Consider the following 23,816-nt stretch of genomic DNA (forward strand, 5'->3'; position numbering starts at 1 on the left):
AACCGTTCTTACTGAACAGGACGCTCTTGATGACACTCCTTGAGGCAGCCACGCACGCCGACCCTTACCTTTATTACTCGGGTCTCAGGCAAAACAAGGACCTTTACTTCGATCCCGCTCTGGGCCTGTGGGTTGCATGCGGGGCAACGACGGTGGCGGCTATTTTGCAACACCCGGACTGCCGGGTACGGCCCGTACATGAACCGGTTCCGACAGCCATTGCGCAAGGCTCGGCCGGGTGGGTATTTTCCAGGCTGATGCGCATGAACGAAGGATCGCGCCACCAGCGCCCAAGGGCCGCTATCGAACCCACCCTGATGGGTGTGCCGCAGGAAGAGGTCGCGGCGCTCGTAGGCAGCCTTACAGGACGTGCAGAGCACTGCGCTGAAAGCCTGAACAGGCTGATGTTCAATTTGCCGGTTTCAGTACTTGCGACCTTGATGGGGTTCCAGGTCACGCAGTTACAAACCGTCGCAGGGTTGACTCGTGATTTTGTCGCTTGCCTCTCGCCATTGAGCAATGCCTCTGAACTGCGTAACGCGGACATTGCCGCTACCCGGTTAAGCCACATGCTAAACGTGCTGCTCAGCGACGGGCAGCAGAGAAGCCACTTTCTCTCGGCTATTTGTCGGTCCTTCAAAGCCAGTGATTGGCAAGACCATGACGCCCTGATTGCCAATTTGATCGGCCTGCTATCGCAGACCTGCGAAGCGTGCGCAGGCTTGATCGGCAATACCTTGGTAGCGCTCCAGCAACAACCCGGACTGCTGGAAGAGATGACCCGCACCCCAGTACTGGTCAACAAACTGGTTGCAGAAGTTGCGCGCTACGACTCACCGGTACAGAACACCCGGCGCTTTGTTGCCAGACAATGCACCATCGGCGATAGCGTTTTACACGCGGGGGATACGGTTCTGCTGTTGCTCGCTTCGGCCAACAGAGACCCCGCCGCGAACCCCGAGCCCGACAGTTTTTTGCTCACGCGCGGTGAGCGGAGAAGTTTCAGTTTCAGCCAGGCAAGGCATCAATGCCCGGGCCAGCAATTAGCATTGATGATCGTTGCTGAAACCATTTCTACACTCCTGCAACAACCGGCCGCATCACTGAGGCGCCCGCTGCGCTGGTGCTACCTCCCCTCGCTCAATGGCCGAATCCCTCAATTTCGCAACCACCTGGAGCCTGAACAATGATTGCCGTGATTTTTGAAGCCTGGCCACACGAGCAGCACTACCAACGTTACCTCGATCTGGCTGGCGAGCTTAAACCGCTGCTTGCAGAGCTGGAGGGTTTTATATCCATAGAGCGCTACCAAAGCCTGAGCGAGCCGGGAAAACTGCTGTCATTGTCATTTTGGCGCGACGAAGAGTCTATTCAGAAATGGCGCATGCTGGAGCAGCACCGTATGGCCCAGTCCGAAGGACGGGCGCAAGTGTTCAACGACTATCATTTGCGCATCGCCCATGTGGTACGCGATTACAGCCTCGAACGGCGAGCCCAGGCGCCGGTTGATAGCCAGCACGCCCACCGCAATAGCTGATCAGCACCCATAAAAAATGGCCGCTCAATGAGCGGCCATTTTTAGTGAAGCGGCAAGATCGATTAGTAACGCTCGACCTTGGCTTCGTTTTCCAACTGCTTGCGGTAGGCAGAGAAATCCTGCTGACCAACACGCGAAGCGAGGAAGCGGCGATACGACGCTTTCTCTTCTTCCGTTGGCGCTACTGCATCGTTGACGCCATTCAAACGCAGTACGACAACACTGCCATCGGCCAAGGTCACGCTGCCAAATGTCGGCTTGTCCTTGGATGCTGGCTTGGGCATACGGAATACAGCTTGCAGCACGGCAGGATCAATACCTTCCTGACCACGCGCAACCGCTTCCTGGACCTTCCACGACTGACCATCAACCGGCTTGTTCAACGGCAGTTTGCCATCGCGCAGATTTTTGATGATGTCTTCAGCCCGAGTCTTGGCCGCAGCACTGGCGTGCTCTTTGACCAGTTGCGCGCGAATGCTTGAGGCAACAGCCTCCAGCGGCAACTGTTCAGGCTTGCGGTGCTCCTTGGCGCGCAACACGACTACGGTCTCAGGATCGAGTTCGATTGCAGTGCTGTTCGCACCTTCATCCATCACTTCGGTGCTGAATGCGGCTTGAATCACAGCACGGTTGGCTGCAATGCCTTCGCCACCTTCACGACCGAATGGCGCGGAAGTGTGCACAGTCAGCTTCAGCTCTTGAGCAGGTTGAACCAGATCGGACGCTTCAAACGCAGAGTCTTCCAACTGCTTGGTCGCATCGACAAAGCGACGCTCAACCTGTTGGGTTTTCAGATCATGGGTCAGCTTGTCTTTCAGGCTGGCAAAGCTCGGCACTTCAGGTGCTTCAACGCCCAGCAGCTTGATCAGGTGATAGCCAAAGCTGGTACGCACCGGCTCCGAAACCTGATCCTGCTTCAAAGCATAAACTGCAGTTTCGAACACAGGATCGTAAACACCCGGACCTGCAAAGCCCAGATCACCGCCATTGGCAGCCGAGCCTGGATCCTGCGAGAACTCTTTAGCCAGTGCCTCGAAGCTTTCACCCTTGGCCAGACGCTGCTGAATCTCGGAGATCTTCGCTTTGGCCTGCTCGTCGCTGACCTTGTCGTTGACTTCAATCAGGATGTGCGCAGCCCGGCGTTGTTCAGCCAGGTTGGCGATTTCCTTTTGGTACTGTGCTTGCAGTTCATCGTCCTTCACGGCTACTTGATCAAAGAAAGAAGATTTCTTCAATTCGATGTAGTCGATCACAACTTGATCAGGTGTCATGAACTCTTTGGCGTGCTCGTCGTAGTAAGCCTTGATTTCGTCGTCGCTCAATTTCACCGCAGCCGGGTCGGCCTTGATGTTCATGGACGCGAAATCACGGGTTTGTTTTTCGAGACGGGCAAAAGCGTTCACCTGCTCATCGGTCACGAAACCACTGCCTGCCAAACCGGCACGCAGCTGACCAATCAGCATTTCCTGGCCCAGCATGTCGCGGAACTGCAGGCGGCCGTAACCCAGCTGACGAATCACCTGATCAAAGCGCTCAGAACTGAATTTGCCGTCTTCCTGAAATTCAGGGGTCTGCAGAATGACTTGATCCAGAGCAGCTTCAGAGAACGAAAACTTCGCGTCTTTAGCGCCTTGCAGCAACAGCTTGCGATCGATCAACCCTTTGAGGGCCGCTTCACGCAGCATTTTCTCATCCAGCAACGAAGAGTCGAAATCCTTGCCCAACTGCTGCAGCAACTGACGACGTTGCATGTCGACAGCCTGAGTCAGCTCGACTTGAGTGATTTCTTCACCGTTAACCTTGGCGGCATCCTGGCTGGTAGAGGTGGCTTGAAAAATGGCATCGAAACCGGTCAACGCCATTAACGCGACGATGACTCCGATGATGGTCTTGGCAATCCAGCCTTGTGAATTGTCCCTGATATTTTGCAGCATGCTTCCCCCAGAAACGGTCTTGCATAATGAGCAACCGTGGAGCGTGGGTAGAGTCCGGATAGAAGAAAGGCGCATCCGAGGATGCGCCTTCTCGTAACTGGCGGAGCGGACCGGGCTCGAACCCGCGACCCCCGGCGTGACACGACGATGTTGCCACCGACTGCACTACCGCTCCGCTGCCAAGCCTGGCGTGCGCCTGACCCGGTTGGGTAAAAAGTGTTACAGAAACTTAGTTAACCGCTTCTTTCAGTGCTTTACCGGCTTTGAAGCCTGGTTTTTTAGCAGCAGGAATTTCCAGCGTTTTACCGGTCTGTGGGTTACGACCAATGCGAGCTGGACGATCGGTTACAGAAAAAGTACCAAAACCAACCAGTACCACAGAGTCGCCAGCCTTAAGAGCGCCAGTGACGGATTCGATTACTGCGTCCAGCGCACGGCCAGCTGCAGCTTTCGGGATATCAGCAGATGCAGCGATAGCATCAATCAGTTCCGACTTGTTCACTCTAAGTCCCCTTATATCTATCTGAGTATGTTTCTAAAGTTTTTTGGTAAAAGCAAAACGACTGCTGAAGCACTTACGGACACTTATAGAGCCGCTTTATAACAAGGGCTCTAAAAAGCGTCAAGAAAGCCCATCAGGCGAATCCGTATTAATGCGTGCTAATTCTTTCCTTAGAGTCAGACTCTCGCTTGTCGTCCTTGGCAACAATCTCGGGAGCCACATCCGGCAAGGGCTCCGGCGCGTATTGCAGCGCAATTTGCAGGACCTCGTCAATCCATTTAACCGGTTTAATCTGAAGATCCTGTTTGATGTTGTCAGGAATTTCCTTCAGATCACGAACGTTTTCTTCCGGAATAATTACAGTCTTGATCCCACCACGGTGAGCTGCAAGTAATTTTTCCTTCAAACCGCCAATGGCCAATACTTGACCACGAAGGGTTATTTCACCGGTCATGGCAACATCGGCACGCACCGGTATCAGGGTCAACGCAGAGACCAGAGCGGTACACATGCCCACACCCGCACTTGGGCCATCTTTAGGCGTAGCGCCCTCTGGCATGTGGATGTGAATGTCACGTTTCTCGTGGAAATCCAATGGGATGCCGAGGCTCTTGGCGCGGCTGCGAACAACTGTCAGCGCAGCCGTGATGGACTCAACCATCACATCGCCCAGCGAACCGGTCTTGATCAACTGGCCCTTGCCGGGAACAACTGCCGCTTCAATGGTCAACAATTCGCCACCGACCTGAGTCCAGGCCAACCCGGTCACTTGACCAATTTGATCCTGAACTTCAGCCAAGCCATAGCTGAATTTTCTTACACCCAGGAAGTGCTCAAGAAGCTCTGGCGTGACGGTCACCGCGAAGCGTTTTTCCATCGCATGCTCTTTGACTGCCTTGCGGCAGATCTTCGCAATCTGACGCTCCAGGCCCCGCACACCGGCTTCGCGGGTGTAGTAACGAATAATGTCGCGGATAGCTTCGTTATCAAACGCCAACTCGCCCTTTTTCAAGCCGTTGGCTTCAATCTGTTTCGGGGCCAGGTATTTGACAGCAATGTTGATTTTTTCGTCTTCGGTGTAGCCCGGCAGACGAATGACTTCCATCCGGTCCAGCAAAGCTGGCGGAATATTCATCGAGTTGGACGTACACAGGAACATCACATCCGACAGGTCGTAATCGACCTCGAGGTAATGGTCGTTAAAATTGTGGTTTTGCTCAGGGTCAAGCACTTCAAGCAACGCCGAAGCGGGATCGCCGCGCATATCACTGCCCATTTTGTCGATTTCATCGAGCAGGAACAGCGGGTTGCGAACCCCAACCTTTGTCATCTTTTGAATCAATCTTCCTGGCATCGAACCGATATAAGTACGGCGATGACCACGAATTTCCGCCTCGTCACGCACGCCACCCAAAGCCATGCGCACGAATTTACGGTTTGTCGCGTGAGCAATGGACTCGGCAAGCGAGGTTTTGCCTACGCCAGGAGGACCGACCAGACATAGAACCGGGCCACGAATTTTCTTCACGCGCTTTTGCACCGCGAGGTATTCGAGAATCCGCTCTTTAACTTCGTCCAGACCGTAGTGGTCTGCGTCCAGAATGTCTTCTGCGCGCTTCAGGTCCAGACGCACCTTGCTCTGAGCCTTCCACGGCACCTGCACCAGCCAGTCAATGTAGGAGCGCACCACGGTGGCTTCTGCTGACATTGGCGACATTTGCTTGAGCTTGTTCAGCTCGGCCAAAGCCTTGGTCATTGCGTCTTTAGGCAAGCCCGCAGCGTCAATGCGCTTTTTCAGCTCTTCGATTTCATTGTGACCTTCGTCACCATCACCCAGCTCTTTCTGAATGGCTTTCATTTGCTCATTCAGGTAGTACTCGCGCTGGCTGCGCTCCATCTGCTTTTTGACACGACCACGGATACGCTTTTCAACTTGCAGCAGATCAATCTCGGCATCCAGCAGCGCCAAGACGTGCTCAACCCGAGCTTGCAAGTCGATGATTTCAAGAATTTCCTGCTTCTGTTCGATCTTGAGCGCCATATGGGCAGCCATCGTATCGACCAGACGGCTTGGTTCATCAATGCTGTTAAGCGATGAAAGAACTTCGGCCGGGACCTTTTTGCCTAGCTGCACATATTGTTCGAACTGCGAAAGCAGACTGCGAACAAAGACCTCGGACTCGCGATCCGGGGCAGCCACTTCGTCAATCAAGGATACTTCAGCACTCAGATAGCCATCAGCCTGGCCAAAATGCTCAACAGCGCCACGCTGCTCGCCTTCGACCAGCACTTTAACTGTGCCATCCGGGAGCTTGAGCAGTTGCAGGACGGTTGCAATTGTACCTACGCGATAGAGCGCATCTTCGCCCGGATCATCGTCGGCCGGGTTCTTTTGAGCCAGCAGCAAAATCTGCTTGTCGCCCGTCATCGCAGCCTCAAGGGCCTCGATTGATTTCTCGCGTCCCACGAACAGTGGGATCACCATGTGCGGATAAACCACAACATCGCGCAATGGCAGGAGAGGCAATTCGATGGTTGTCTTCATGATTTCGCCTCTACGGCGGCCATAAGGCCGTAATCAGATGGATGTAAGCTTGAAGCCAAGATGGGGGCAGTCTCGATAAAAAACAAGCGTTGTACCGCAGGAAAAGCAAAGGGGCCCGAAGGCCCCTTCTTTAACACGCAATGTGTAGTGCCCAGCACTACATTTACGCGTCAGGTGCTACCTTGGCAGTCGGTTCGTTGTTTTCATAAATCAACAACGGCTTGGACTTGCCTTCTATAACGCTTTCGTCGATCACCACTTTACTCACCTCGGATTGCGAGGGGATTTCATACATGGTGTCGAGCAGAACGCCTTCAAGAATCGAACGCAGGCCACGGGCGCCAGTCTTGCGCTCGAGCGCACGCTTGGCGATGGCTTTCAAGGCATCAGCACGGAACTCGAGATCAACACCTTCCATCTCGAACAACTTGCCGTACTGCTTGGTCAACGCATTCTTTGGCTCGGTCAGAATCTGCATCAATGCAGCTTCGTCCAACTCATCGAGCGTCGCCAAAACAGGTAGACGACCCACGAATTCCGGGATCAGACCAAACTTGACCAAATCGTCAGGTTCGACTTCACGCAGGGATTCGCCAACCTTCTTGCCCTCTTCCTTGCTGCGCACTTCAGCACTGAAGCCGATGCCGCCACGAGTCGAACGAGCCTGTACAACCTTCTCCAGACCCGAGAACGCGCCACCACAGATAAACAGGATGTTGCGGGTATCAACCTGCAAAAATTCCTGCTGCGGGTGCTTGCGACCACCTTGAGGTGGTACGGAAGCCACGGTGCCTTCAATCAGTTTGAGCAATGCCTGCTGCACACCCTCACCCGAAACATCACGGGTAATCGAAGGGTTGTCGGATTTGCGCGAAATCTTGTCGATTTCATCGATGTAGACAATACCCATCTGGGCTTTCTCTACGTCGTAATCGCATTTCTGAAGCAGCTTCTGAATGATGTTTTCAACATCTTCGCCCACGTAACCGGCTTCAGTCAGCGTGGTTGCGTCAGCAATGGTGAAAGGCACATTCAGCAGGCGAGCCAAGGTTTCTGCCAGCAAGGTTTTACCCGAGCCGGTCGGGCCGATCAGCAGAATGTTGCTCTTGCCGAGTTCGACGTCGTCGTTTTTCTTGTCACGCTGGTTAAGGCGCTTGTAGTGGTTGTACACCGCTACAGCCAAAACCTTTTTGGCACGTTCCTGACCAATGACGTATTGATCAAGGATGCCGCTGATTTCTTTTGGCGAAGGTAATTTATGCGCGCTGCTCTCGGCCTGGGCTTCCTGCACCTCCTCACGGATGATGTCATTGCACAGGTCGACGCATTCGTCGCAGATAAAGACCGAGGGGCCGGCAATCAATTTGCGCACTTCATGCTGGCTTTTGCCACAGAAGGAGCAATAGAGCAATTTGCCGTTGTCCTCGCCGTTGCGGGTGTCAGTCATTCGATCGATCCAAATCCGATAGGCTTGCAACACAAGATGAAGGCAACTGCGGGCTTTTTCAAGCCCGCAGGTGGTCGGTTAACCCAACCACCCACATTTGAGCTGCTTAAGCGGGCATTTGACGCTTGCTGAACACAGAGTCGATCAAACCGTATTCGGTTGCACGCTCGGCGCTCATGAAGTTGTCACGCTCAGTGTCACGCTCGATGGTTTCGAGAGTCTGGCCCGTGTGGTGAGCCAGCAGCGAGTTCAAACGATGACGGATGTTGAGAATTTCCTTGGCATGGATGTCGATATCCGACGCCTGCCCCTGGAAACCGCCCAGCGGCTGGTGAATCATCATGCGCGAGTTAGGCAGGCAGTGACGCTTGCCCGGTGCGCCACCGGCCAACAGGAAGGCGCCCATGCTGCAAGCCTGACCGATACAGATGGTCGACACGTCTGGCTTGATGAATTGCATGGTGTCGTAGATCGACATGCCTGCAGTCACCGAACCGCCTGGGGAGTTGATGTAAAGATGGATGTCCTTGTCCGGGTTCTCGGCTTCAAGGAATAGCAGCTGCGCCGCAACCAGGTTGGCCATGTAGTCTTCTACAGGGCCGACCAGGAAGATGATTCGCTCCTTCAGGAGGCGCGAATAGATGTCATAGGCGCGCTCGCCACGGGCCGACTGCTCGACAACCATCGGGACCAGGCCGCCAGCGGCGTGGATATCAGAGTTCTGCTGAATATAAGAATTGCGGGACATGTCCGGCAGTCACTCCCAAATAGTCATGTCTGGATACGCATAAGCCAGCTCGAGGCTGGCTTATGGTTGTGTTTTCTAACGAGTCAGAAATCAGTCGGCTTGTGGAGCTTCCACCGGCTTGACAGCTTCTTCGTAAGAGACCGCTTTATCGGTCACCTTGGCCTTCTGCAGAACAGTATCCACAACTTGCTCTTCCAGCACAACCGAACGAACCTCGTTCAATTGAGCGTCATTTTTGTAGTACCAAGCTACAACCTGCTCTGGCTCCTGGTAAGCGGAAGCCATTTCCTGAATCATTTCGCGAACGCGATCTTCGTCAGGCTTGAGGTCGAACTGCTTGACTACTTCAGCCACGATCAGACCCAGTACTACGCGACGGCTGGCTTGTTCTTCGAACAGCTCGGCCGGCAGTTGATCAGGCTTGATGTTGCCACCGAACTGCTGAACAGCCTGCACGCGCAGACGATCAACTTCGTTGGACAGCAGCGATTTCGGCACTTCGATCGGGTTGGCAGCCAACAGACCGTCCATTACCTGGTTCTTGACCTTGGACTTGATGGCCTGACGCAGCTCACGCTCCATGTTCTTGCGAACTTCGGTGCGGAAACCTTCCAGACCTGTTTCCTTGATACCGAACTGAGCGAAGAACTCTTCGTTCAGCTCAGGCAGCTTAGGCTCGGAAACAGTGTTCACAGTCACGGTGAACTCGGCTTCTTTGCCAGCCAGGTCCAGGTTCTGGTAGTCAGCAGGGAAAGTCAGCCTCAGAACGCGCTCTTCGCCAGCTTTAGCGCCAACCAGGCCTTCTTCGAAGCCAGGAATCATGCGGCCCGAACCCAGAACCAACTGAGTACCGGTGGCCGAACCACCAGCGAATACTTCGCCGTCAACCTTGCCAACGAAATCGATGTTCAGTTGATCATCGTTCTGGGCGGCACGGTCAGTCACTTCAAAACGGGTGTTCTGCTTGCGCAGCACGTCCAGCATTTTGTCCAGGTCAGCATCAGCCACTTCGGCGCTCAGGCGCTCGATAGCGATAGTGTCCAGACCGGTTACTTCGAATTCAGGGAATACTTCGAAAGTAGCAACGTATTCCAGATCCTTGCCTTTTTCGAAGACTTTAGGCTCAACAGAAGGAGCGCCAGCCGGGTTCAGCTTCTGCTCAACCACTGCTTCGTAGAAGGAAGCCTGGATCACATTGCCCAGAGCTTCTTGACGCGCATCAGCTTCGTAACGCTGACGGATCACGCTCATTGGCACCTTGCCTGGACGGAAGCCCGGGATCTTGGCCTTTTGGGCAGTCTGTTGCAGACGCTTGTTGACTTCAGCCTCAATACGCTCTGATGGCACGCCAATGGTCATGCGACGCTCAAGAGCGGAAGTATTTTCAACAGAAACTTGCATGGATATTCCTCGTTGCACAGACGTTAGCCGGCCGTTTCCGACCCCATAATCAAGGGCATGCATTCTAGTGGGTCAAACTCAAGAAGTCACCCTACCGTAAACACGCATGAAAACAGCCGACAGAAATGAAGTAAAAGCAGCCATCTGCTGCGCCTTCTATATAGATAGAAGCGAGTACCGGGCAGAACCAGATACATCACCGAAGACACTTTGCGCAGACAACCGCATTATTGAGCAAAAGCCGGACGCAAAACCGACGCACACAGCCCTTGCCGATTAACTGGCGATCACGGGCACCTTTGGAGCCGCCCCAATCTGCGCGCATTGTCACACAAATCGCAGTGGACGCTAAGCATGCGGGAAATGAGGCGCTGCGCGACACCCTTACGTCAGTTTCTCAAACTGCAGATACAAAAAAACGCCAGATGGTTAATCTGGCGTTTTCTTTAAATATGGGGTGGACGAAGGGGATCGAACCCTCGACAACGGGAGTCACAATCCCGTGCTCTACCAACTGAGCTACGCCCACCATAGCGCGTTTACAACCCTGCCTGTTTCACGAAACAAGCAGCTAAAACAAAAGAAAAAAGCCGCTACAGCGGCTTTGTTCAAATTTGGTGCGGACGGAGAGACTCGAACTCTCACACCTTGCGGCGCTGGAACCTAAATCCAGTGTGTCTACCAATTCCACCACATCCGCATTTCAAACTTCTGAAGCAAAGACGCCAGACGATTAATCTGGCGGCTTTCTAAATATGGGGTGGACGAAGGGGATCGAACCCTCGACAACGGGAGTCACAATCCCGTGCTCTACCAACTGAGCTACGCCCACCATATTGCCTGTACTGCTTTACTTGTGCCAAAGCTGCCTAATGGCGCACCCGGCAGGACTCGAACCTGCGACCATCCGCTTAGAAGGCGGATGCTCTATCCAGCTGAGCTACGGGCGCCTTAATAATTTGTACTCTGTGACGACTACAAACCAAGTGCTTTCAGTATCACCAAGCTGAACAACAACTTCGCTCTACCTTCTTAACCAGTGCTAGGCTGTGCCCGACAAGTGCGACGAATGTTATAGGTGAGCCCTAAAGTCGTCAACTCTTTTTTGAAAAAAGTTTAGAAATATAAAGGAGTTAGGGGAATAAGCAGACCAAGCGCCTTTGCCCTCGCGTCGCGGCATGCGAGAATGCACGTCCTTTTTCCACCCTTTACGATGGTTAATCACGCGTAATGACTGCACAACTAATCGACGGCAAAGCGATCGCCGCCAGCCTGCGCCAGCAGATTGCCAAACGTGTCGCCGAGCGTCACGAGCAAGGCCTGCGAACCCCTGGTCTGGCAGTGATTCTGGTCGGCAGCGATCCTGCTTCCCAGGTTTATGTTTCGCACAAGCGTAAAGACTGCGAAGAGGTAGGCTTTATTTCCCAAGCCTATGACCTGCCTTCTGACACTGCCCAGCAAGAGCTGACCGATCTGATCGACCGTCTTAATGACGACGCGAACATCGACGGCATCCTGCTGCAACTGCCTCTGCCAGCCCATCTGGATGCATCCAGGCTGCTGGAACGCATTCGCCCGGACAAAGATGTCGACGGTTTCCACCCCTACAACGTCGGCCGCCTGGCCCAGCGTATCCCGCTGCTGCGTCCGTGCACCCCTAAAGGCATCATGACCCTGCTGGAAAGCACAGGTCAGGACCTGTACGGGATGGACGCTGTGATTGTCGGCGCATCCAACATCGTTGGCCGTCCGATGGCCATGGAGTTGCTGCTGGCAGGCTGCACCGTGACCGTGACCCACCGCTTCACCAAGGACCTGGCCGGCCACGTTGGCCGCGCCGATCTGGTCGTGGTTGCTGCCGGCAAGCCGGGCCTGGTTAAAGGCGAGTGGATCAAGGAAGGCGCCATCGTGATCGACGTTGGCATCAACCGTCAGGCCGATGGCAAGCTGGTGGGTGACGTGGTTTACGAGACCGCCCTGCCCCGCGCGGGCTGGATCACCCCGGTTCCGGGCGGCGTTGGCCCGATGACCCGTGCCTGCCTGCTGGAAAATACTCTGTACGCGGCTGAAACACTGCACGACTGAGTGTTGATCCGCGCATACAAAAACGGCACCTTCGGGTGCCGTTTTTGTGGGTGCCGGTAAAAGGCAGGCAAACAAAAGCCCGCACAGAGCGCAATGCGATGACTTCAACTGTGGGAGCAAGCAGGCTCGCTCCCACAACATCACCAGCATTAAACCCTGTACGGGCTCTTGTTCACACAACGTGCAACCTAGTCAGCCAAGCGCCAGGTTGTCCCGCCTTTACCGTCTTCCAGCACCACACCCATCGCAGCCAGCTGATCGCGTATACGATCCGACTCAGCCCAGTCCTTACCGGCACGGGCAGCCAAACGCGCTTCGATCAAGGCATCTACCTGGGCCGCATCGATCTTGCCTGCAGCACCTGCCTGCAAGAAATCGTCGGCTTCGAGCTGCAATACACCCAGCACATCCGCCAATTGCTTGAGGCGCGCAGCCAAACCGGCGGCCGCTTGCAGATCAGTTTCGCGCAAACGGTTGATCTCGCGAACCATCTCGAACAGCACCGCACAAGCTTCCGGCGTACCGAAGTCGTCGTTCATCACCTGGGTGAAACGCTCAACAAACGCCTCACCACCGGCCGGAGCAACCTTCGGCAACCCTTTAAGTGCGTTATAGAAGCGATCAAGGGCCGCTTTCGCATCCTTGAGATTATCTTCCGAGTAGTTGATCGAGCTACGGTAGTGGCTCGACACCAACAGATAACGCACCACTTCCGGGTGATATTTCTCCAGAACGTCACGAATGGTGAAGAAGTTGTTCAAGGACTTGGACATCTTCTCGCCATTGATGCGAATCATCCCGCAGTGCATCCAGGCATTGGCGTAGGTTTTACCCGTTGCCGCCTCGCTCTGGGCGATTTCGTTTTCATGGTGCGGAAACTCAAGATCGCTGCCGCCGCCATGAATATCGAAGGTCTCACCCAAGCAGCAGGTGGACATCACCGAGCACTCGATATGCCAGCCCGGACGACCCGGACCCCACGGCGATTCCCAGCTCGGCTCGCCCGGCTTGACGCCCTTCCAGAGCACGAAGTCCAGAGGATCGTTCTTGGCCTCATCGACTTCGATGCGGGCACCGATGCGCAAATCTTCGATCTTTTTACGCGACAGCTTGCCGTAGCCCATGAACTTGGCGACGCGGTAATACACGTCACCATTGCCCGGGGCATAGGCGTAGCCCTTGTCGATCAAGGTCTGGATCATCGCGTGCATGCCAGGAATATGATCCGTGGCACGCGGCTCCATATCCGGCTTGAGGATATTGAGCCGCGCCTCATCTTCATGCATCGCCGCGATCATGCGCTCGGTCAGCACCTCAAAAGGCTCACCGTTTTCGCGGGCACGATTGATGATCTTGTCTTCAATGTCCGTGATGTTGCGCACATAGGTCAGGTTGTAGCCGCTGAAACGCAACCAGCGGGTCACCAGATCGAAGGCGATCATGCTACGACCATGACCAATGTGGCAGTAGTCGTACACGGTCATGCCGCACACATACATGCGCACATTGTTGCCGTCCAGCGGCTTGAAAACTTCTTTGCTCTTGGTGAGCGTGTTGTAGATCGTAAGCACGGCTTATTCCTTCAAAACTTGATCACTGGCCCCACGAATCACGCAGGGTCACGGTACGGTTGAATACCGGGTGACCGGGTTTCGAGTCCTTGATATCCGCGCAGAAGTAGCCTTCGCGCTCGAACTGGAAACGGTCTTCCGGCTGTGCATTACCCAGCGAGGGTTCAGCACGACAACCGGTAAGCACCTGCAGCGAGTCAGGGTTGATGTTTTCCAGGAAGCCCGCGCCGTCTTCGGCCTTTTCAGGGTTCGGCGAACGGAACAGACGATCATACAAACGCACTTCACACTCGACACTGGCAGCCGCTGGCACCCAATGCACCACACCTTTGACCTTGCGACCTTCAGGGTTTTTGCCCAGGGTCTCAGGGTCGTACGAGCAATGCAGTTCGACGATGTTGCCATCGGCGTCCTTGATTGCTTCGTCGGCACGGATCACATAGCTGCCGCGCAAACGCACTTCGCCCGCAGGCTCAAGGCGCTTGTAGCCTTTTGGCGGTTCTTCCATGAAATCGTCGCGATCAATGTAGATCTCACGGGCGAATGGCAGTACGCGCACACCCATGTCTTCTTTCGGATGGCAAGGCAGCTCAAGATTCTCGACCTGACCTTCCGGGTAGTTGGTGATGATGACTTTCAACGGGCGCAGTACGCACATGGCGCGCGGCGCGCTGTGGTCCAGATCGTCACGGATGCTGAATTCCAGCATGCCGAAGTCAACCACGCCGTCGGAACGGTTGGTGCCGACCATGTCGCAGAAGTTGCGGATCGATTTTGGCGTGTAGCCACGACGACGGAAACCCGACAGCGTGGACATGCGCGGGTCATCCCAGCCATTGACGTGCTTTTCATCAACCAGTTGCTTGAGCTTGCGCTTGCTGGTGATGGTGTAGTTCAGGTTCAGACGGCTGAATTCGTACTGACGCGGGTGCGCTGGCACTGGCAGGCTGTCGAGGAACCATTCGTACAGCGGGCGATGGCTTTCGAATTCCAGGGTGCAGATCGAATGAGTAATACCTTCGATCGCATCCGACTGACCATGAGTGAAGTCATAGTTCGGATAGATGCACCATTTGTCGCCGGTCTGGTGGTGATGGGCATGACGAATGCGGTACATGATCGGGTCACGCAGGTTCATGTTCGGCGATGCCATATCGATCTTGGCGCGCAGTACGCACTTGCCGTCCTCGAACTCACCAGCCGTCATGCGGGCGAACAGATCCAGGTTCTCTTCGACGCTACGGTCGCGGAACGGGCTGTTCTTGCCAGGCTCGGTCAGAGTGCCGCGGTATTCCTTGGCTTGCTCAGGCGATAGGTCGCAGACGTAGGCCTTACCTTCTTTAATCAGGTAAATCGCCCACGCGTGCAACTGGTCGAAATATTGCGAGGCGTAGCGCACTTCGCCAGACCACTCGAAGCCCAGCCATTTCACGTCGCTTTCGATCGCGTCGATGTATTCCTGGTCTTCTTTAGCCGGGTTGGTGTCGTCAAAACGCAAATGCGTAACGCCACCGAACTCCTGAGCCAGCCCAAAGTTCACACAAATGGATTTGGCATGACCGATGTGCAGATAGCCATTGGGCTCCGGCGGGAAGCGGGTCACGATCTGTGTGCATTTACCCGAGTCTAGGTCCGCCTGAACGATTGGACGCAGGAAGTTAGCCGGGACAGCAGGGCCAGCTTTTGGATTCAGAGTGGGGTCGACAGTGGGCTTGCTCATAGGATCCTTGAACGTAACAGGGTGCGCGGCCTGGGTCGGCCGACTAAATCAAAGCGCCTATCATAGCCGATGCCGTCAAGTCCCTGACAGAGCAGGTACTCAATCAAACCGATTGAAATGCCGGCTTTTAGTCCCCATATGGGAAAAACACCATCGAAATGCCGTGCGAGCACGCTAAACTCCGCCCGCGGCTGTATCTACCCAGCCAGCCTGGGGGATTGAGGTGTGTTCACCCCGCCCCCAAGCCCGACGAATTCTCTGATAGAGCGATAACGACCATGACCAAAGTAAAACTGAGCACCAACCACGGCGACATCGTGATCGAGCTGAACGCTGAAAAAGCACCGATCACCGTTGCTAACTTCATCGAATACGTAAAAGCCGGCCACTACGAAAACACTGTTTTCCACCGTGTAATCGGCAATTTCATGGTCCAGGGCGGCGGTTTCGAGCCAGGCATGAAAGAAAAGAAAGACAAGCGCCCAAGCATCCAGAACGAAGCTGACAACGGCCTGCCAAACGAGAAGTACACCGTGGCCATGGCTCGCACCATGGAGCCGCATTCGGCTTCCGCCCAGTTCTTCATCAACGTGGCTGACAACAGCTTCCTCAACCACAGCGGCAAAACCGCTCAGGGCTGGGGCTACGCCGTGTTCGGTAAAGTCGTTGAAGGCCAGGACGTGGTAGACAAAATCAAAGGCGTTGCCACTACTTCCAAAGCCGGTCATCAAGACGTGCCTAAAGAAGACGTGATCGTCGAGAAAGCAGAGATCATTGAGTGATACTGCTGATTTCAGATTTGCATCTGGAAGAGGAGCGCCCGGACATAACCCGGGCGTTTCTGGATTTCCTGACCGGGCGCGCGCGCTCGGCTCAGGCGCTATACATTCTGGGTGATTTTTTCGAAGCCTGGATTGGCGACGATGCGATGACACCCTACCAACGCTCGATCTGCGAAGCGTTGCGAACACTCAGCGAAACCGGCACGAAGATTTTTCTGATGCACGGTAACCGCGACTTTTTGCTTGGCCAGGCCTTTTGTAAAGCGGCTGGCTGCACCCTGATCAAAGACCCTAGCGTTGTCGACTTCTATGGTGAGCCGGTATTGCTGATGCATGGCGACAGCCTGTGCACCCGCGATGAAGCCTACATGCGCCTGCGACGCTACCTGCGCAACCCCATCACCTTATGGGTTCTGCGCCACCTGCCCCTGAGCACTCGCCACAAACTGGCGCGCAAGCTGCGCAGCGAAAGCCGTGCCCAGACCCGCATGAAAGCCAATGACATCGTTGACGTGACCCCCGAGGAAGTTCCCCGGATCATGGCGCACTTTGGCGTACACACCCTGATTCACGGTCATACCCATCGCCCGGCAATCCACAAATTGCAAATCGGCGAACTCGCCGCCAAGCGTATTGTTCTGGGTGACTGGGACCGTCAAGGTTGGGTGCTGCAAGTGGATGAGCACGGCATGCGACTTGAGCCGTTTGATTTCTTGCAGCCCGCCTCACAGTAAAGCTGTGGGAGCAAGCCTGCTCGCGAAGGTATCGGCGCAGTCAGATACTTTCGCGAGCAGGTTCGCTCCCACAAGGGGTTTGCAGGGCTCCAGCTTTAATGCCCGCTGGTCGCCGGCCCCGCCTTCGCTGCAAACGGTGGCTTGGCCAGCCATACCAGCAAAATCAAGCCCATAAACAACCAACCCATCATGGTGAAGTAGTCCACGGTGGAGAACATATACGCCTGACTCGTCAGAATCTGATCCATCTGGGCGTAAGCCGGTGTGCTGGCCCCACCCAGACTTTCCAGGGTATGCCGGGTTACCGGGTCATAGGCGCTGATGCTTTCACTCATATAGGCGTGATGCTGATCTGCCCTGCGAATCCAGATCCAGGTGGTCAGCGAAGCCGCAAAGCTGCCCCCCAGAGTACGCAGGAACGTCGCCAACCCTGCACCATCGGCAATCTGATGCGGCGGCAAATCCGACATCAATATGGTCAAGGTCGGCATAAAGAACAGCGCCACACCAATCCCCATAAACAGCTGCACCAGCGCAATGTGCTGGAAGTCCACCTGATTGGTGAAATCGGCGCGCATAAAGCAGCTCAGGCCAATGGCCAAGAACGCCAGCCCAGCCAACAGGCGCAAGTCGAATTTATTCGCGTACTTGCCCACAAATGGCGACATCAACACCGGCAAAATCCCGATTGGCGCCACTGCCAGGCCAGCCCAGGTGGCGGTATAGCCCATCTGCGTCTGCAACCATTGCGGCAAAATCAGGTTGATACCGAAGAACCCGGCATAACCCAGCACCAGCACAATGGTGCCGATGCGAAAGTTGCGATGGGCAAACAGACGCAAGTTGACGATCGGATGCTTGTCCGTCATTTCCCAAATGATAAATGCCGCCAGCGCCACTACCGATAATGCGGTGCCCAGCAGGATAAAGTTGGACTCGAACCAGTCCAGATCATTGCCCTTGTCGAGCACAATCTGCAACGCACCAACCCCGATAATCAGAGTAATCAACCCCACGTAATCCATCGGTTGACGGGTAATTACCACCGGGCGCGCCTTCAGTTGCTGGCGAACCACCATCACCGCAAATATGCCAATCGGGATATTAATGAAGAAGATCCACGGCCAACTGTAACTGTCCGTGATCCAGCCACCCAAAATGGGCCCGGCAATGGGCGCAACCACCGTGACCATCGCCAGCAATGCCAATGCCATCCCCCGTTTCGCAGGTGGATACACCGCAATCAACAGGGTTTGAGTCATGGGGTACAGCGGCCCGGCCACCAACCCCTGCAACACGCGAAACCCGACCAGCTCAGGCATCGAGGTCGAAATACCGCATAAAAAAGAAGCCAGCACGAACAGAATCGTGGCCCACAAAAACAGCTTTACCTCACCAAAGCGCCGACTCAACCAACCGGTCAGTGGCAAGGCAATCGCGTTGCTTACCGCAAATGAGGTAATTACCCACGTACCCTGCTCCGAACTCACCCCAAGGTTGCCGGAGATGGTGGGCAAGGCGACGTTGGCGATGGTGGTGTCGAGCACCTGCATAAAGGTCGCCAGCGACAATCCGATGGTGGCCATTACCAGGCTGGGAGGAGAAAAAGACGCGTTTGTACTCATCGCAAATCCTTTAAAACCGGGGATGCAGCCCCGCCTGTGTGGCGGGGCTTATGGATTGGCGAATCAGCGTTGGGCGGCCATGTCGCCAGTACCTGCGCTGTTGCTGTCAATCAAGTGCGCTATCAGAGCTTCGGCGTCGGCCAATTGCTGCGCGTACACAGTGGTGGTGAACGAAGCTCTTTGCGGCGGTTGCTGGGCCAGTACCGGGCCACTTTGATCTCGCAGGTTCACATCAACGGTCGTCGACAAGCCGACCCGCAGCGGATGCTCCGCCAACTCATCGGCATTGATATGAATGCGCACCGGCACCCGCTGCACGATCTTGATCCAGTTACCCGTCGCATTCTGCGCAGGCAACAGAGCAAATGCGCTGCCCGTACCGGCACCAATGCTGTCGATGGTGCCGCTGTACTTCACGCTGCTGCCGTAGATATCCGACTCAATGTCCACCGGCTGGCCGATACGCATCTTGTGCAGCTGGGTTTCCTTGAAGTTGGCATCAATCCACAGCTGATTCAGCGGAATGACCGCCATCAGGGCAGTGCCAGGCTGAACCCGCTGGCCCAACTGAACAGTACGCTTGGCCACGTAGCCTGTGACCGGCGCAATCAAGGTGGAGCGGGCATTGGCCAGATACGCCTGACGCAACTGGGCAGCCGCCGCCTTCACATCAGGGTGGTTGGCCACGGAGGTGTTATCGACCAGCGCACTGGTGGTATCGAGTTTTTGCTCGGCATTGCGCAAGGCACTTTGCGCCGAAGACAGATCATCCCGGGCATGGGACAGCTCTTCCTGGGAAATAGCCCCGCCCGCCGCCAGACTTTTACGGCGGTTGTAGTTGTCCTGGTTTTTCTGCACTTCGACTTTTTGCGCTGCGACCTGAGCCTTCATGCCCTTCACGTCACTGAACAGGCCTCGAACCTGACGCACCGTACGAGCCAGATTGGCCTCGGCGCTTTGCAAGCCAACCAGCGCATCGCTCGGATCGAAGTTGAGCAGGACCTGGCCCTCATGAACCAGATCGCCATCATCGGCGCCGATGCTCACCACCGTTCCGGTGACCAGCGGCGTGATTTCAACCACGTTGCCATTTACATAGGCATCGTCGGTGCTTTCACTCCAGCGACCATACAGCTCTTGCCAGGCCCAGACGCCGAGCCCGAGCAGGATGACCAGAATTGCCAGGCCGCTCAGCCAGAGCTTGCGTTTACGCTGGTTGCCAGCGTCCTGGGTTTGTTGCGTTTCATTCGGTGTTTGCACAGTGGCCATGACGGGTACCTAAAATTTTCTGCCAGCGAGGACTTCAGTGGAATCGGCCGCAACCGGGTTACCGGGCTGAAATCCACCGCCCAGGGCTTGCATCAGTTGAATCGAAAGGTCGATCTGTTCGGCATTCAGGTCCGCCAACTGGCGTTGGGCCTGAAGCAATTGCTGTTCAATGCTGAGCACATCCAGGTAGTTACCGACACCCGAGCCGTAGCGCTGCAACACGGTATTGAACGAATCCTGAGCGATATCGGTGGCCCGCTGCTGGGCATTGATTTGCTGCCCCACTGCACCTAGTTGCGCAAGGGTATTGCTGACGTCGCCAAGCGCGCCCACCAGTATTTTGTTGTACTGCGCGACCGCCAGGTCGTAATTGGCATCTTCGGCATCCAGCCCTGCACGCAGGCGCCCGCCATCAAATATCGGCAACGAAATGGCCGGCGCAATATTGAGGAAGCGGCTGGCAGAGCCGAACAAGGCATCGCCCAGCAACGACTGAGTACCCGCCGCCGCACTCAAGTTCAGATTGGGATAAAACCGGGTCTTGGCTGCCGCAATATTCTTGCTCGCCGCCTCCACTCGCCAGCGCGCCGCCACCAGATCGGGACGACGACCCAGCAACTCAGCCGGCAAGGTGCTCGGCAACGCTACGGCGCTCGGCGCCAGAATTTTCGGGCGAGCAATCTCGACCCCGCGATCCGGCCCCTTGCCCAACAACACCGCCAGCGCGATGCGCGCACTTTTGAGTTGTTTTTCAGCGTTGATCAGTTGCTCCTGGGAGCTGGCCTCAAGGCTTTCGGTTTGCTGATACTGATAGTGACTGTCGATACCGGCCTGCAGGCGGCGCTTGCTCAGATCGAGCAATTTACCGGTGCGCTCAAGGTCATCCTTGGCCAGGTCTCGCACAATAAAGGCATGCCCCAGGCTGCTATAGCCCCGCGCCACATCGGCGGCCAGGGTCAGGCTCGCGGCCTGACTGTCAACTGTGGCCGCACGGGCTTCGCCCAATGCTGCTTCCCAGGCGTCGCGTTGGCCGCCCCATAGATCGAAGGTGTAATTAAATGTCAGGCTGGCATCGCGCAGCGTGTCGTACCGACCGCCCTGACCTGTAGGGTCCTGGGAGCGCGACAAGCGCGAACGCGAAACATCAGCCTCGGCATCCAGGGTTGGCATGCGTGCCGCATTGGCGGCACCGGCTGCAGCCGCTGCCTGATGCGCACGGGCACTGGCTATTTGCATATCCGGACTGTCGCGCAATGCTTCCTCGATCAAACCATCAAGCTGCCCGTCACCCAGACGCTTCCACCAGTCCTTTTCAGGCCAGGCCGCCGGGCTGAGCGTCACGCCGTCAAGCGTTCGGGCAGCGTGAAGGTTTTTCGCATCCTGGCTCACGCCCACGGTGCTCAAACCGCTGTAGCTGGCGCAACCGGCCAGCACCATCGACGTAAATACCAGGCTCAGGCCTGTACGCAGCGTTTTGTGGCTCATTTTTCACCTAAGCGCATGACAGTGATCGGATCACCCGCTGCCAACAGTATTTTCTTGAGGATCTGTTCCAGGCTTTGCAGCTCTTGCGGGCTAATGGCGCTTGCCAGCTGATTCATCGCATCGGCGCCAATCTGCGGCAGCAGGCTGGCGAGCGCCTGACCATCATCGGTCAGCACCAGTTGAACCTGGCGCCGATCGGCCTCGGAACGCTGGCGCACCAGCAGTTTTTTTTGCTCGAGACGATCCAGCATGCGGGTCATCGAACCACTGTCCAGCGACAGGTGGCGGCAGAGCTCGGCCGGAGTGTCGACGTCAAACTGGGCCATGATGATCAGCACCTTGAACTGCGCCGCCGTGATGCCGTAAGGCTCCATATGGCGGTCGATGATCTTGTCCTTGAGCATGGCCGTACGCCCCAGGAGCAAACCCAGGGTGCAGTTTTGGAAGTTATCGGGATGGAAATGTTTCATCAGAGCACCAGGAAGCTGCCTAGGCAGTAATGTTTCGAAATATTACTGTCTAGGCAGCTAATGTCAAGCCGATTATTAGGCGGCTATCTATCTGGTCGTTGGTATTTTTACAGTTCCCGTAGCAGCTGCCGAAGGAACGAGGCTGCGTTCGATTGCGAAGCGATCGTAAAACCTGAGTCCGCGATTTAACTGACAGACCGCGATTTCAGGTTTTACGACGGCTTCGCCGCCGAACGCAGCCTCGTTCCTTCGGCAGCTCTACGAAGTTTAAGCGGCGGCTGGCACACCACTATGGAAACGGAACTCGACATCCGGCGACTCGATCAGCTCCTGCTCCGCCGCCCTCACCCGCTCGATCACTTGGGCAATATCCTTGGCATCACCATATTGGTAGGCCAGTTTCAGGTAGCCCTGAAAATGCCGCGCCTCGCTCTTGAGCAGGCCGAAGTAAAACTTGCCGAGTTCTTCGTCCAAATGTGGCACCAGGGCTTCGAAACGCTCGCAACTGCGGGCTTCGATAAATGCACCTACCACCAATGTGTCTACCAGTTTGACCGGCTCGTGGTTACGCACCACTTTGCGCAGCGCCGAGGCATAGCGCCCGGCCGACAGCTGGCGCAACTCGATCTTGCGCTTTTTCATCAGGCGCATGACTTGCTCGTGGTGCACCAGCTCTTCACGGGCCAGACGCGACATCATATTGATCAGGTCAACATGGGAATGGTACTTGGCGATCAGGCTCAGCGCTGTGCTCGCAGCCTTGAACTCACAGTTTTTGTGATCGATCAGCAAAGTTTCCTGATCAGCCAACGCCGCCGCGATCCAGCCGTCAGGCGTGCGGCAACCCAGGAACTGATGAATTTCAGGAAGAATCACGCGCATGCTCCCGACCGTTGGGGGTTGCACGGCAAACCGGCAGTGTTTTGAAAAATCGCTGACATGAGGCTCACAAAACTGAATTGAGGCGAGCCAGGGATTATACGGGCCACGGAGCGCAGCACCAACGGCGTAACTTGATATGCATCAACACGGGTACAACTGCAGAGCAACTATAGTGAATGCAAGCCGCTTTTATTACTTGTGGAGTCACCGGTCATGCACAGCATTAACACCCTGTTGGTCGTCATCGAGCCCCATCTGATGGAAAGCCTCGCACTCAAACGTGCCAAACATATCGCCTGCCACACCAAGGCGCACTTGCATCTGTTGATTTGCGATAAAAAGCATGACCACTCAGCCCTGCTGAGCGTGCTTGAAAGCAGCCTGAAAACTGAAGCCTACAGCGTCAGCAGCGAGCAGGCCTGGCATGAAAGCCAGCACGCAACCATCATCAAGGTGCAGCAAGCTCACAATTGCGGATTGGTGATCAAGCAACACGTGCCGGATAACCCGCTGAAAAAAGTCCTGCTGACTCCCGAAGACTGGAAACTGCTGCGTTACTGCCCGAGCCCGGTACTGCTGGCCAAAACCGCAGAATCCTGGGAGCACGGGGTCATATTGGCCGCCGTAGACGTGGGCAACAACGATCCTGAGCATATGGCCCTGCATTCAAGCATTGTCGACCACGGCTTCCGCATCGCCAGCATGGCCCGTGCGCAATTTCATGTCGTCAGCGCTCACCCCGCTCCAATGCTGGCAGCGGTCGACGCAGCTTACCCCCTGGATACCCAGCTGGAACAAACCTACCGGGCCGAGTGCAAGGTGTTTCAGCAGCAATGTGAAATTGATGACAGCCGCCTGCATATCGAGGAAGGCCCGGCAGACGTGATTATTCCACGGGTCGCCAAAGCTCTGGGCGCGGTAGTGACGGTGATGGGCACAGTGGCGCGCACCGGTTTCTCGGGCGCACTGATCGGCAATACTGCTGAAGTGGTGATAGACAAGCTGGAAAGCGACATCCTGGTGCTCAAGCCCGATGACATGATCGAGCACCTGGAAGAACTGGCGAGCAAGAGCTGATC

19 protein-coding genes and 4 tRNA genes are annotated in these 23,816 nt (G+C 55.6%); 6 read left to right on the forward strand and 17 right to left on the reverse strand.

Annotated features, from left to right (window positions below; genetic code table 11):
- Nucleotides 1–29: 29 nt before the first annotated feature.
- Together U5A05_RS17405 and U5A05_RS17410 are read left to right on the forward strand one after the other, a co-directional pair.
- The gene (locus U5A05_RS17405) at nucleotides 30–1,190 is read left to right on the forward strand and encodes a cytochrome P450 (RefSeq protein WP_321834114.1); all 1,161 of its coding nucleotides are present in this window, start codon (nucleotides 30–32) and stop codon (nucleotides 1,188–1,190) included.
- On the forward strand, nucleotides 1,187–1,537 hold the full coding sequence (locus U5A05_RS17410) for an antibiotic biosynthesis monooxygenase family protein (RefSeq protein ID WP_261739160.1): 351 nt from the start codon (nucleotides 1,187–1,189) through the stop codon (nucleotides 1,535–1,537). The genes U5A05_RS17405 and U5A05_RS17410 overlap by 4 nt, the downstream gene beginning before the upstream one ends.
- 62 nt (nucleotides 1,538–1,599) lie before the next feature.
- On the opposite strand, the gene U5A05_RS17415 is transcribed toward U5A05_RS17410, so the two are convergent.
- From U5A05_RS17415 to U5A05_RS17460, 10 genes are all read right to left on the reverse strand, one after another.
- Nucleotides 1,600–3,471 carry a SurA N-terminal domain-containing protein gene (locus U5A05_RS17415; protein WP_261739161.1) on the reverse strand — a complete coding sequence of 624 codons (1,872 nt, stop codon included), beginning with the start codon at nucleotides 3,469–3,471 and terminating at the stop codon, nucleotides 1,600–1,602.
- A 229-nt stretch (nucleotides 3,472–3,700) separates the two neighbouring features.
- The gene (locus U5A05_RS17420) at nucleotides 3,701–3,973 is read right to left on the reverse strand and encodes an HU family DNA-binding protein (protein WP_016782315.1); all 273 of its coding nucleotides are present in this window, start codon (nucleotides 3,971–3,973) and stop codon (nucleotides 3,701–3,703) included.
- A 148-nt stretch (nucleotides 3,974–4,121) separates the two neighbouring features.
- Nucleotides 4,122–6,518: an endopeptidase La gene (gene lon, locus U5A05_RS17425; protein WP_261739162.1), complete on the reverse strand. Its 2,397-nt coding sequence runs from the start codon at nucleotides 6,516–6,518 to the stop codon at nucleotides 4,122–4,124.
- A gap of 163 nt (nucleotides 6,519–6,681) precedes the next feature.
- The gene (gene clpX / locus U5A05_RS17430; RefSeq protein ID WP_048359633.1) at nucleotides 6,682–7,965 is read right to left on the reverse strand and encodes an ATP-dependent Clp protease ATP-binding subunit ClpX; all 1,284 of its coding nucleotides are present in this window, start codon (nucleotides 7,963–7,965) and stop codon (nucleotides 6,682–6,684) included.
- 106 nt (nucleotides 7,966–8,071) lie between these two features.
- A complete protein-coding gene (clpP, locus tag U5A05_RS17435; RefSeq protein ID WP_016782312.1) occupies nucleotides 8,072–8,713 on the reverse strand; it encodes an ATP-dependent Clp endopeptidase proteolytic subunit ClpP in 642 nt (213 codons plus the stop codon).
- 90 nt (nucleotides 8,714–8,803) lie between these two features.
- Complete coding sequence (gene tig, locus U5A05_RS17440) at nucleotides 8,804–10,114, reverse strand: trigger factor (protein WP_321834121.1); 1,311 nt, start codon at nucleotides 10,112–10,114, stop codon at nucleotides 8,804–8,806.
- Nucleotides 10,115–10,567: 453 nt separating this feature from the next.
- Nucleotides 10,568–10,643 (reverse strand) — tRNA-His (locus U5A05_RS17445).
- Nucleotides 10,644–10,729: 86 nt separating this feature from the next.
- Nucleotides 10,730–10,814 (reverse strand) — tRNA-Leu (locus U5A05_RS17450).
- Nucleotides 10,815–10,870: 56 nt separating this feature from the next.
- Nucleotides 10,871–10,946, reverse strand: a tRNA-His gene (locus tag U5A05_RS17455).
- Between the two features lie 41 nt (nucleotides 10,947–10,987).
- Nucleotides 10,988–11,064, reverse strand: a tRNA-Arg gene (locus U5A05_RS17460).
- A gap of 280 nt (nucleotides 11,065–11,344) precedes the next feature.
- Here U5A05_RS17460 and folD point away from each other — a divergent pair.
- The gene (folD, locus tag U5A05_RS17465; protein ID WP_261739164.1) at nucleotides 11,345–12,199 is read left to right on the forward strand and encodes a bifunctional methylenetetrahydrofolate dehydrogenase/methenyltetrahydrofolate cyclohydrolase FolD; all 855 of its coding nucleotides are present in this window, start codon (nucleotides 11,345–11,347) and stop codon (nucleotides 12,197–12,199) included.
- A gap of 188 nt (nucleotides 12,200–12,387) precedes the next feature.
- On the opposite strand, the gene cysS is transcribed toward folD, so the two are convergent.
- A complete protein-coding gene (gene cysS, locus U5A05_RS17470) occupies nucleotides 12,388–13,770 on the reverse strand; it encodes a cysteine--tRNA ligase (RefSeq protein WP_261739165.1) in 1,383 nt (460 codons plus the stop codon).
- A gap of 22 nt (nucleotides 13,771–13,792) precedes the next feature.
- Nucleotides 13,793–15,490: a glutamine--tRNA ligase/YqeY domain fusion protein gene (locus U5A05_RS17475; protein ID WP_261739166.1), complete on the reverse strand. Its 1,698-nt coding sequence runs from the start codon at nucleotides 15,488–15,490 to the stop codon at nucleotides 13,793–13,795.
- Between the two features lie 278 nt (nucleotides 15,491–15,768).
- On the opposite strand from U5A05_RS17475, the gene U5A05_RS17480 reads away from it, so the two are divergent.
- Both U5A05_RS17480 and lpxH read left to right on the forward strand, forming a co-directional pair.
- The gene (locus tag U5A05_RS17480) at nucleotides 15,769–16,272 is read left to right on the forward strand and encodes a peptidylprolyl isomerase (RefSeq protein ID WP_019823171.1); all 504 of its coding nucleotides are present in this window, start codon (nucleotides 15,769–15,771) and stop codon (nucleotides 16,270–16,272) included.
- Complete coding sequence (lpxH, locus tag U5A05_RS17485; protein WP_261739167.1) at nucleotides 16,269–17,006, forward strand: UDP-2,3-diacylglucosamine diphosphatase; 738 nt, start codon at nucleotides 16,269–16,271, stop codon at nucleotides 17,004–17,006. The genes U5A05_RS17480 and lpxH overlap by 4 nt, the downstream gene beginning before the upstream one ends.
- A 95-nt stretch (nucleotides 17,007–17,101) precedes the next feature.
- Here lpxH and U5A05_RS17490 read toward each other — a convergent pair whose 3' ends face one another.
- The 5 genes from U5A05_RS17490 to U5A05_RS17510 all read right to left on the reverse strand — a co-directional run bounded on the left by U5A05_RS17490 (nucleotide 17,102) and on the right by U5A05_RS17510 (nucleotide 22,731).
- Nucleotides 17,102–18,631 (reverse strand): DHA2 family efflux MFS transporter permease subunit, encoded by a 1,530-nt coding sequence (locus U5A05_RS17490; RefSeq protein ID WP_261739168.1) that lies wholly within the window; start codon nucleotides 18,629–18,631, stop codon nucleotides 17,102–17,104.
- Nucleotides 18,632–18,694: 63 nt separating this feature from the next.
- Nucleotides 18,695–19,900 carry an HlyD/EmrA/EmrK family protein gene (locus U5A05_RS17495; RefSeq protein WP_261739169.1) on the reverse strand — a complete coding sequence of 402 codons (1,206 nt, stop codon included), beginning with the start codon at nucleotides 19,898–19,900 and terminating at the stop codon, nucleotides 18,695–18,697.
- Between the two features lie 9 nt (nucleotides 19,901–19,909).
- Entirely contained in the window at nucleotides 19,910–21,385 is a 1,476-nt protein-coding gene (locus tag U5A05_RS17500; protein ID WP_261739170.1) for an efflux transporter outer membrane subunit, read from the reverse strand.
- Nucleotides 21,382–21,855 carry a MarR family winged helix-turn-helix transcriptional regulator gene (locus U5A05_RS17505; RefSeq protein WP_261739171.1) on the reverse strand — a complete coding sequence of 158 codons (474 nt, stop codon included), beginning with the start codon at nucleotides 21,853–21,855 and terminating at the stop codon, nucleotides 21,382–21,384. Before U5A05_RS17505 ends, U5A05_RS17500 begins: the two co-directional genes overlap by 4 nt.
- 267 nt (nucleotides 21,856–22,122) lie before the next feature.
- Complete coding sequence (locus U5A05_RS17510; protein WP_321834127.1) at nucleotides 22,123–22,731, reverse strand: MiaE family protein; 609 nt, start codon at nucleotides 22,729–22,731, stop codon at nucleotides 22,123–22,125.
- Between the two features lie 219 nt (nucleotides 22,732–22,950).
- Here U5A05_RS17510 and U5A05_RS17515 point away from each other — a divergent pair, with 219 nt between their 5' ends.
- The gene (locus tag U5A05_RS17515) at nucleotides 22,951–23,814 is read left to right on the forward strand and encodes a universal stress protein (RefSeq protein WP_321834129.1); all 864 of its coding nucleotides are present in this window, start codon (nucleotides 22,951–22,953) and stop codon (nucleotides 23,812–23,814) included.
- The last annotated feature ends 2 nt before the right edge of the window (nucleotides 23,815–23,816 follow it).

The organism is Pseudomonas kulmbachensis (assembly GCF_963681935.1).
Taxonomy (GTDB): Bacteria; Pseudomonadota; Gammaproteobacteria; order Pseudomonadales; family Pseudomonadaceae; genus Aquipseudomonas; species Aquipseudomonas kulmbachensis.

What these genes read in the sequence shown, in the direction of transcription:
- U5A05_RS17475 (WP_261739166.1), bottom strand. Translation starts at nt 15,490, where the DNA reads ATGAGCAAGCCCACTGTCGACCCCACTCTGAATCCAAAAGCTGGCCCT.
- U5A05_RS17405 (WP_321834114.1), top strand. Translation starts at nt 30, where the DNA reads ATGACACTCCTTGAGGCAGCCACGCACGCCGACCCTTACCTTTATTAC.
- U5A05_RS17495 (WP_261739169.1), bottom strand. Translation starts at nt 19,900, where the DNA reads ATGGCCACTGTGCAAACACCGAATGAAACGCAACAAACCCAGGACGCT.
- tig (WP_321834121.1), bottom strand. Translation starts at nt 10,114, where the DNA reads ATGCAAGTTTCTGTTGAAAATACTTCCGCTCTTGAGCGTCGCATGACC.
- folD (WP_261739164.1), top strand. Translation starts at nt 11,345, where the DNA reads ATGACTGCACAACTAATCGACGGCAAAGCGATCGCCGCCAGCCTGCGC.
- U5A05_RS17480 (WP_019823171.1), top strand. Translation starts at nt 15,769, where the DNA reads ATGACCAAAGTAAAACTGAGCACCAACCACGGCGACATCGTGATCGAG.
- U5A05_RS17505 (WP_261739171.1), bottom strand. Translation starts at nt 21,855, where the DNA reads ATGAAACATTTCCATCCCGATAACTTCCAAAACTGCACCCTGGGTTTG.
- U5A05_RS17500 (WP_261739170.1), bottom strand. Translation starts at nt 21,385, where the DNA reads ATGAGCCACAAAACGCTGCGTACAGGCCTGAGCCTGGTATTTACGTCG.
- U5A05_RS17415 (WP_261739161.1), bottom strand. Translation starts at nt 3,471, where the DNA reads ATGCTGCAAAATATCAGGGACAATTCACAAGGCTGGATTGCCAAGACC.
- clpX (WP_048359633.1), bottom strand. Translation starts at nt 7,965, where the DNA reads ATGACTGACACCCGCAACGGCGAGGACAACGGCAAATTGCTCTATTGC.
- clpP (WP_016782312.1), bottom strand. Translation starts at nt 8,713, where the DNA reads ATGTCCCGCAATTCTTATATTCAGCAGAACTCTGATATCCACGCCGCT.
- U5A05_RS17410 (WP_261739160.1), top strand. Translation starts at nt 1,187, where the DNA reads ATGATTGCCGTGATTTTTGAAGCCTGGCCACACGAGCAGCACTACCAA.
- U5A05_RS17490 (WP_261739168.1), bottom strand. Translation starts at nt 18,631, where the DNA reads ATGAGTACAAACGCGTCTTTTTCTCCTCCCAGCCTGGTAATGGCCACC.
- lon (WP_261739162.1), bottom strand. Translation starts at nt 6,518, where the DNA reads ATGAAGACAACCATCGAATTGCCTCTCCTGCCATTGCGCGATGTTGTG.
- U5A05_RS17515 (WP_321834129.1), top strand. Translation starts at nt 22,951, where the DNA reads ATGCACAGCATTAACACCCTGTTGGTCGTCATCGAGCCCCATCTGATG.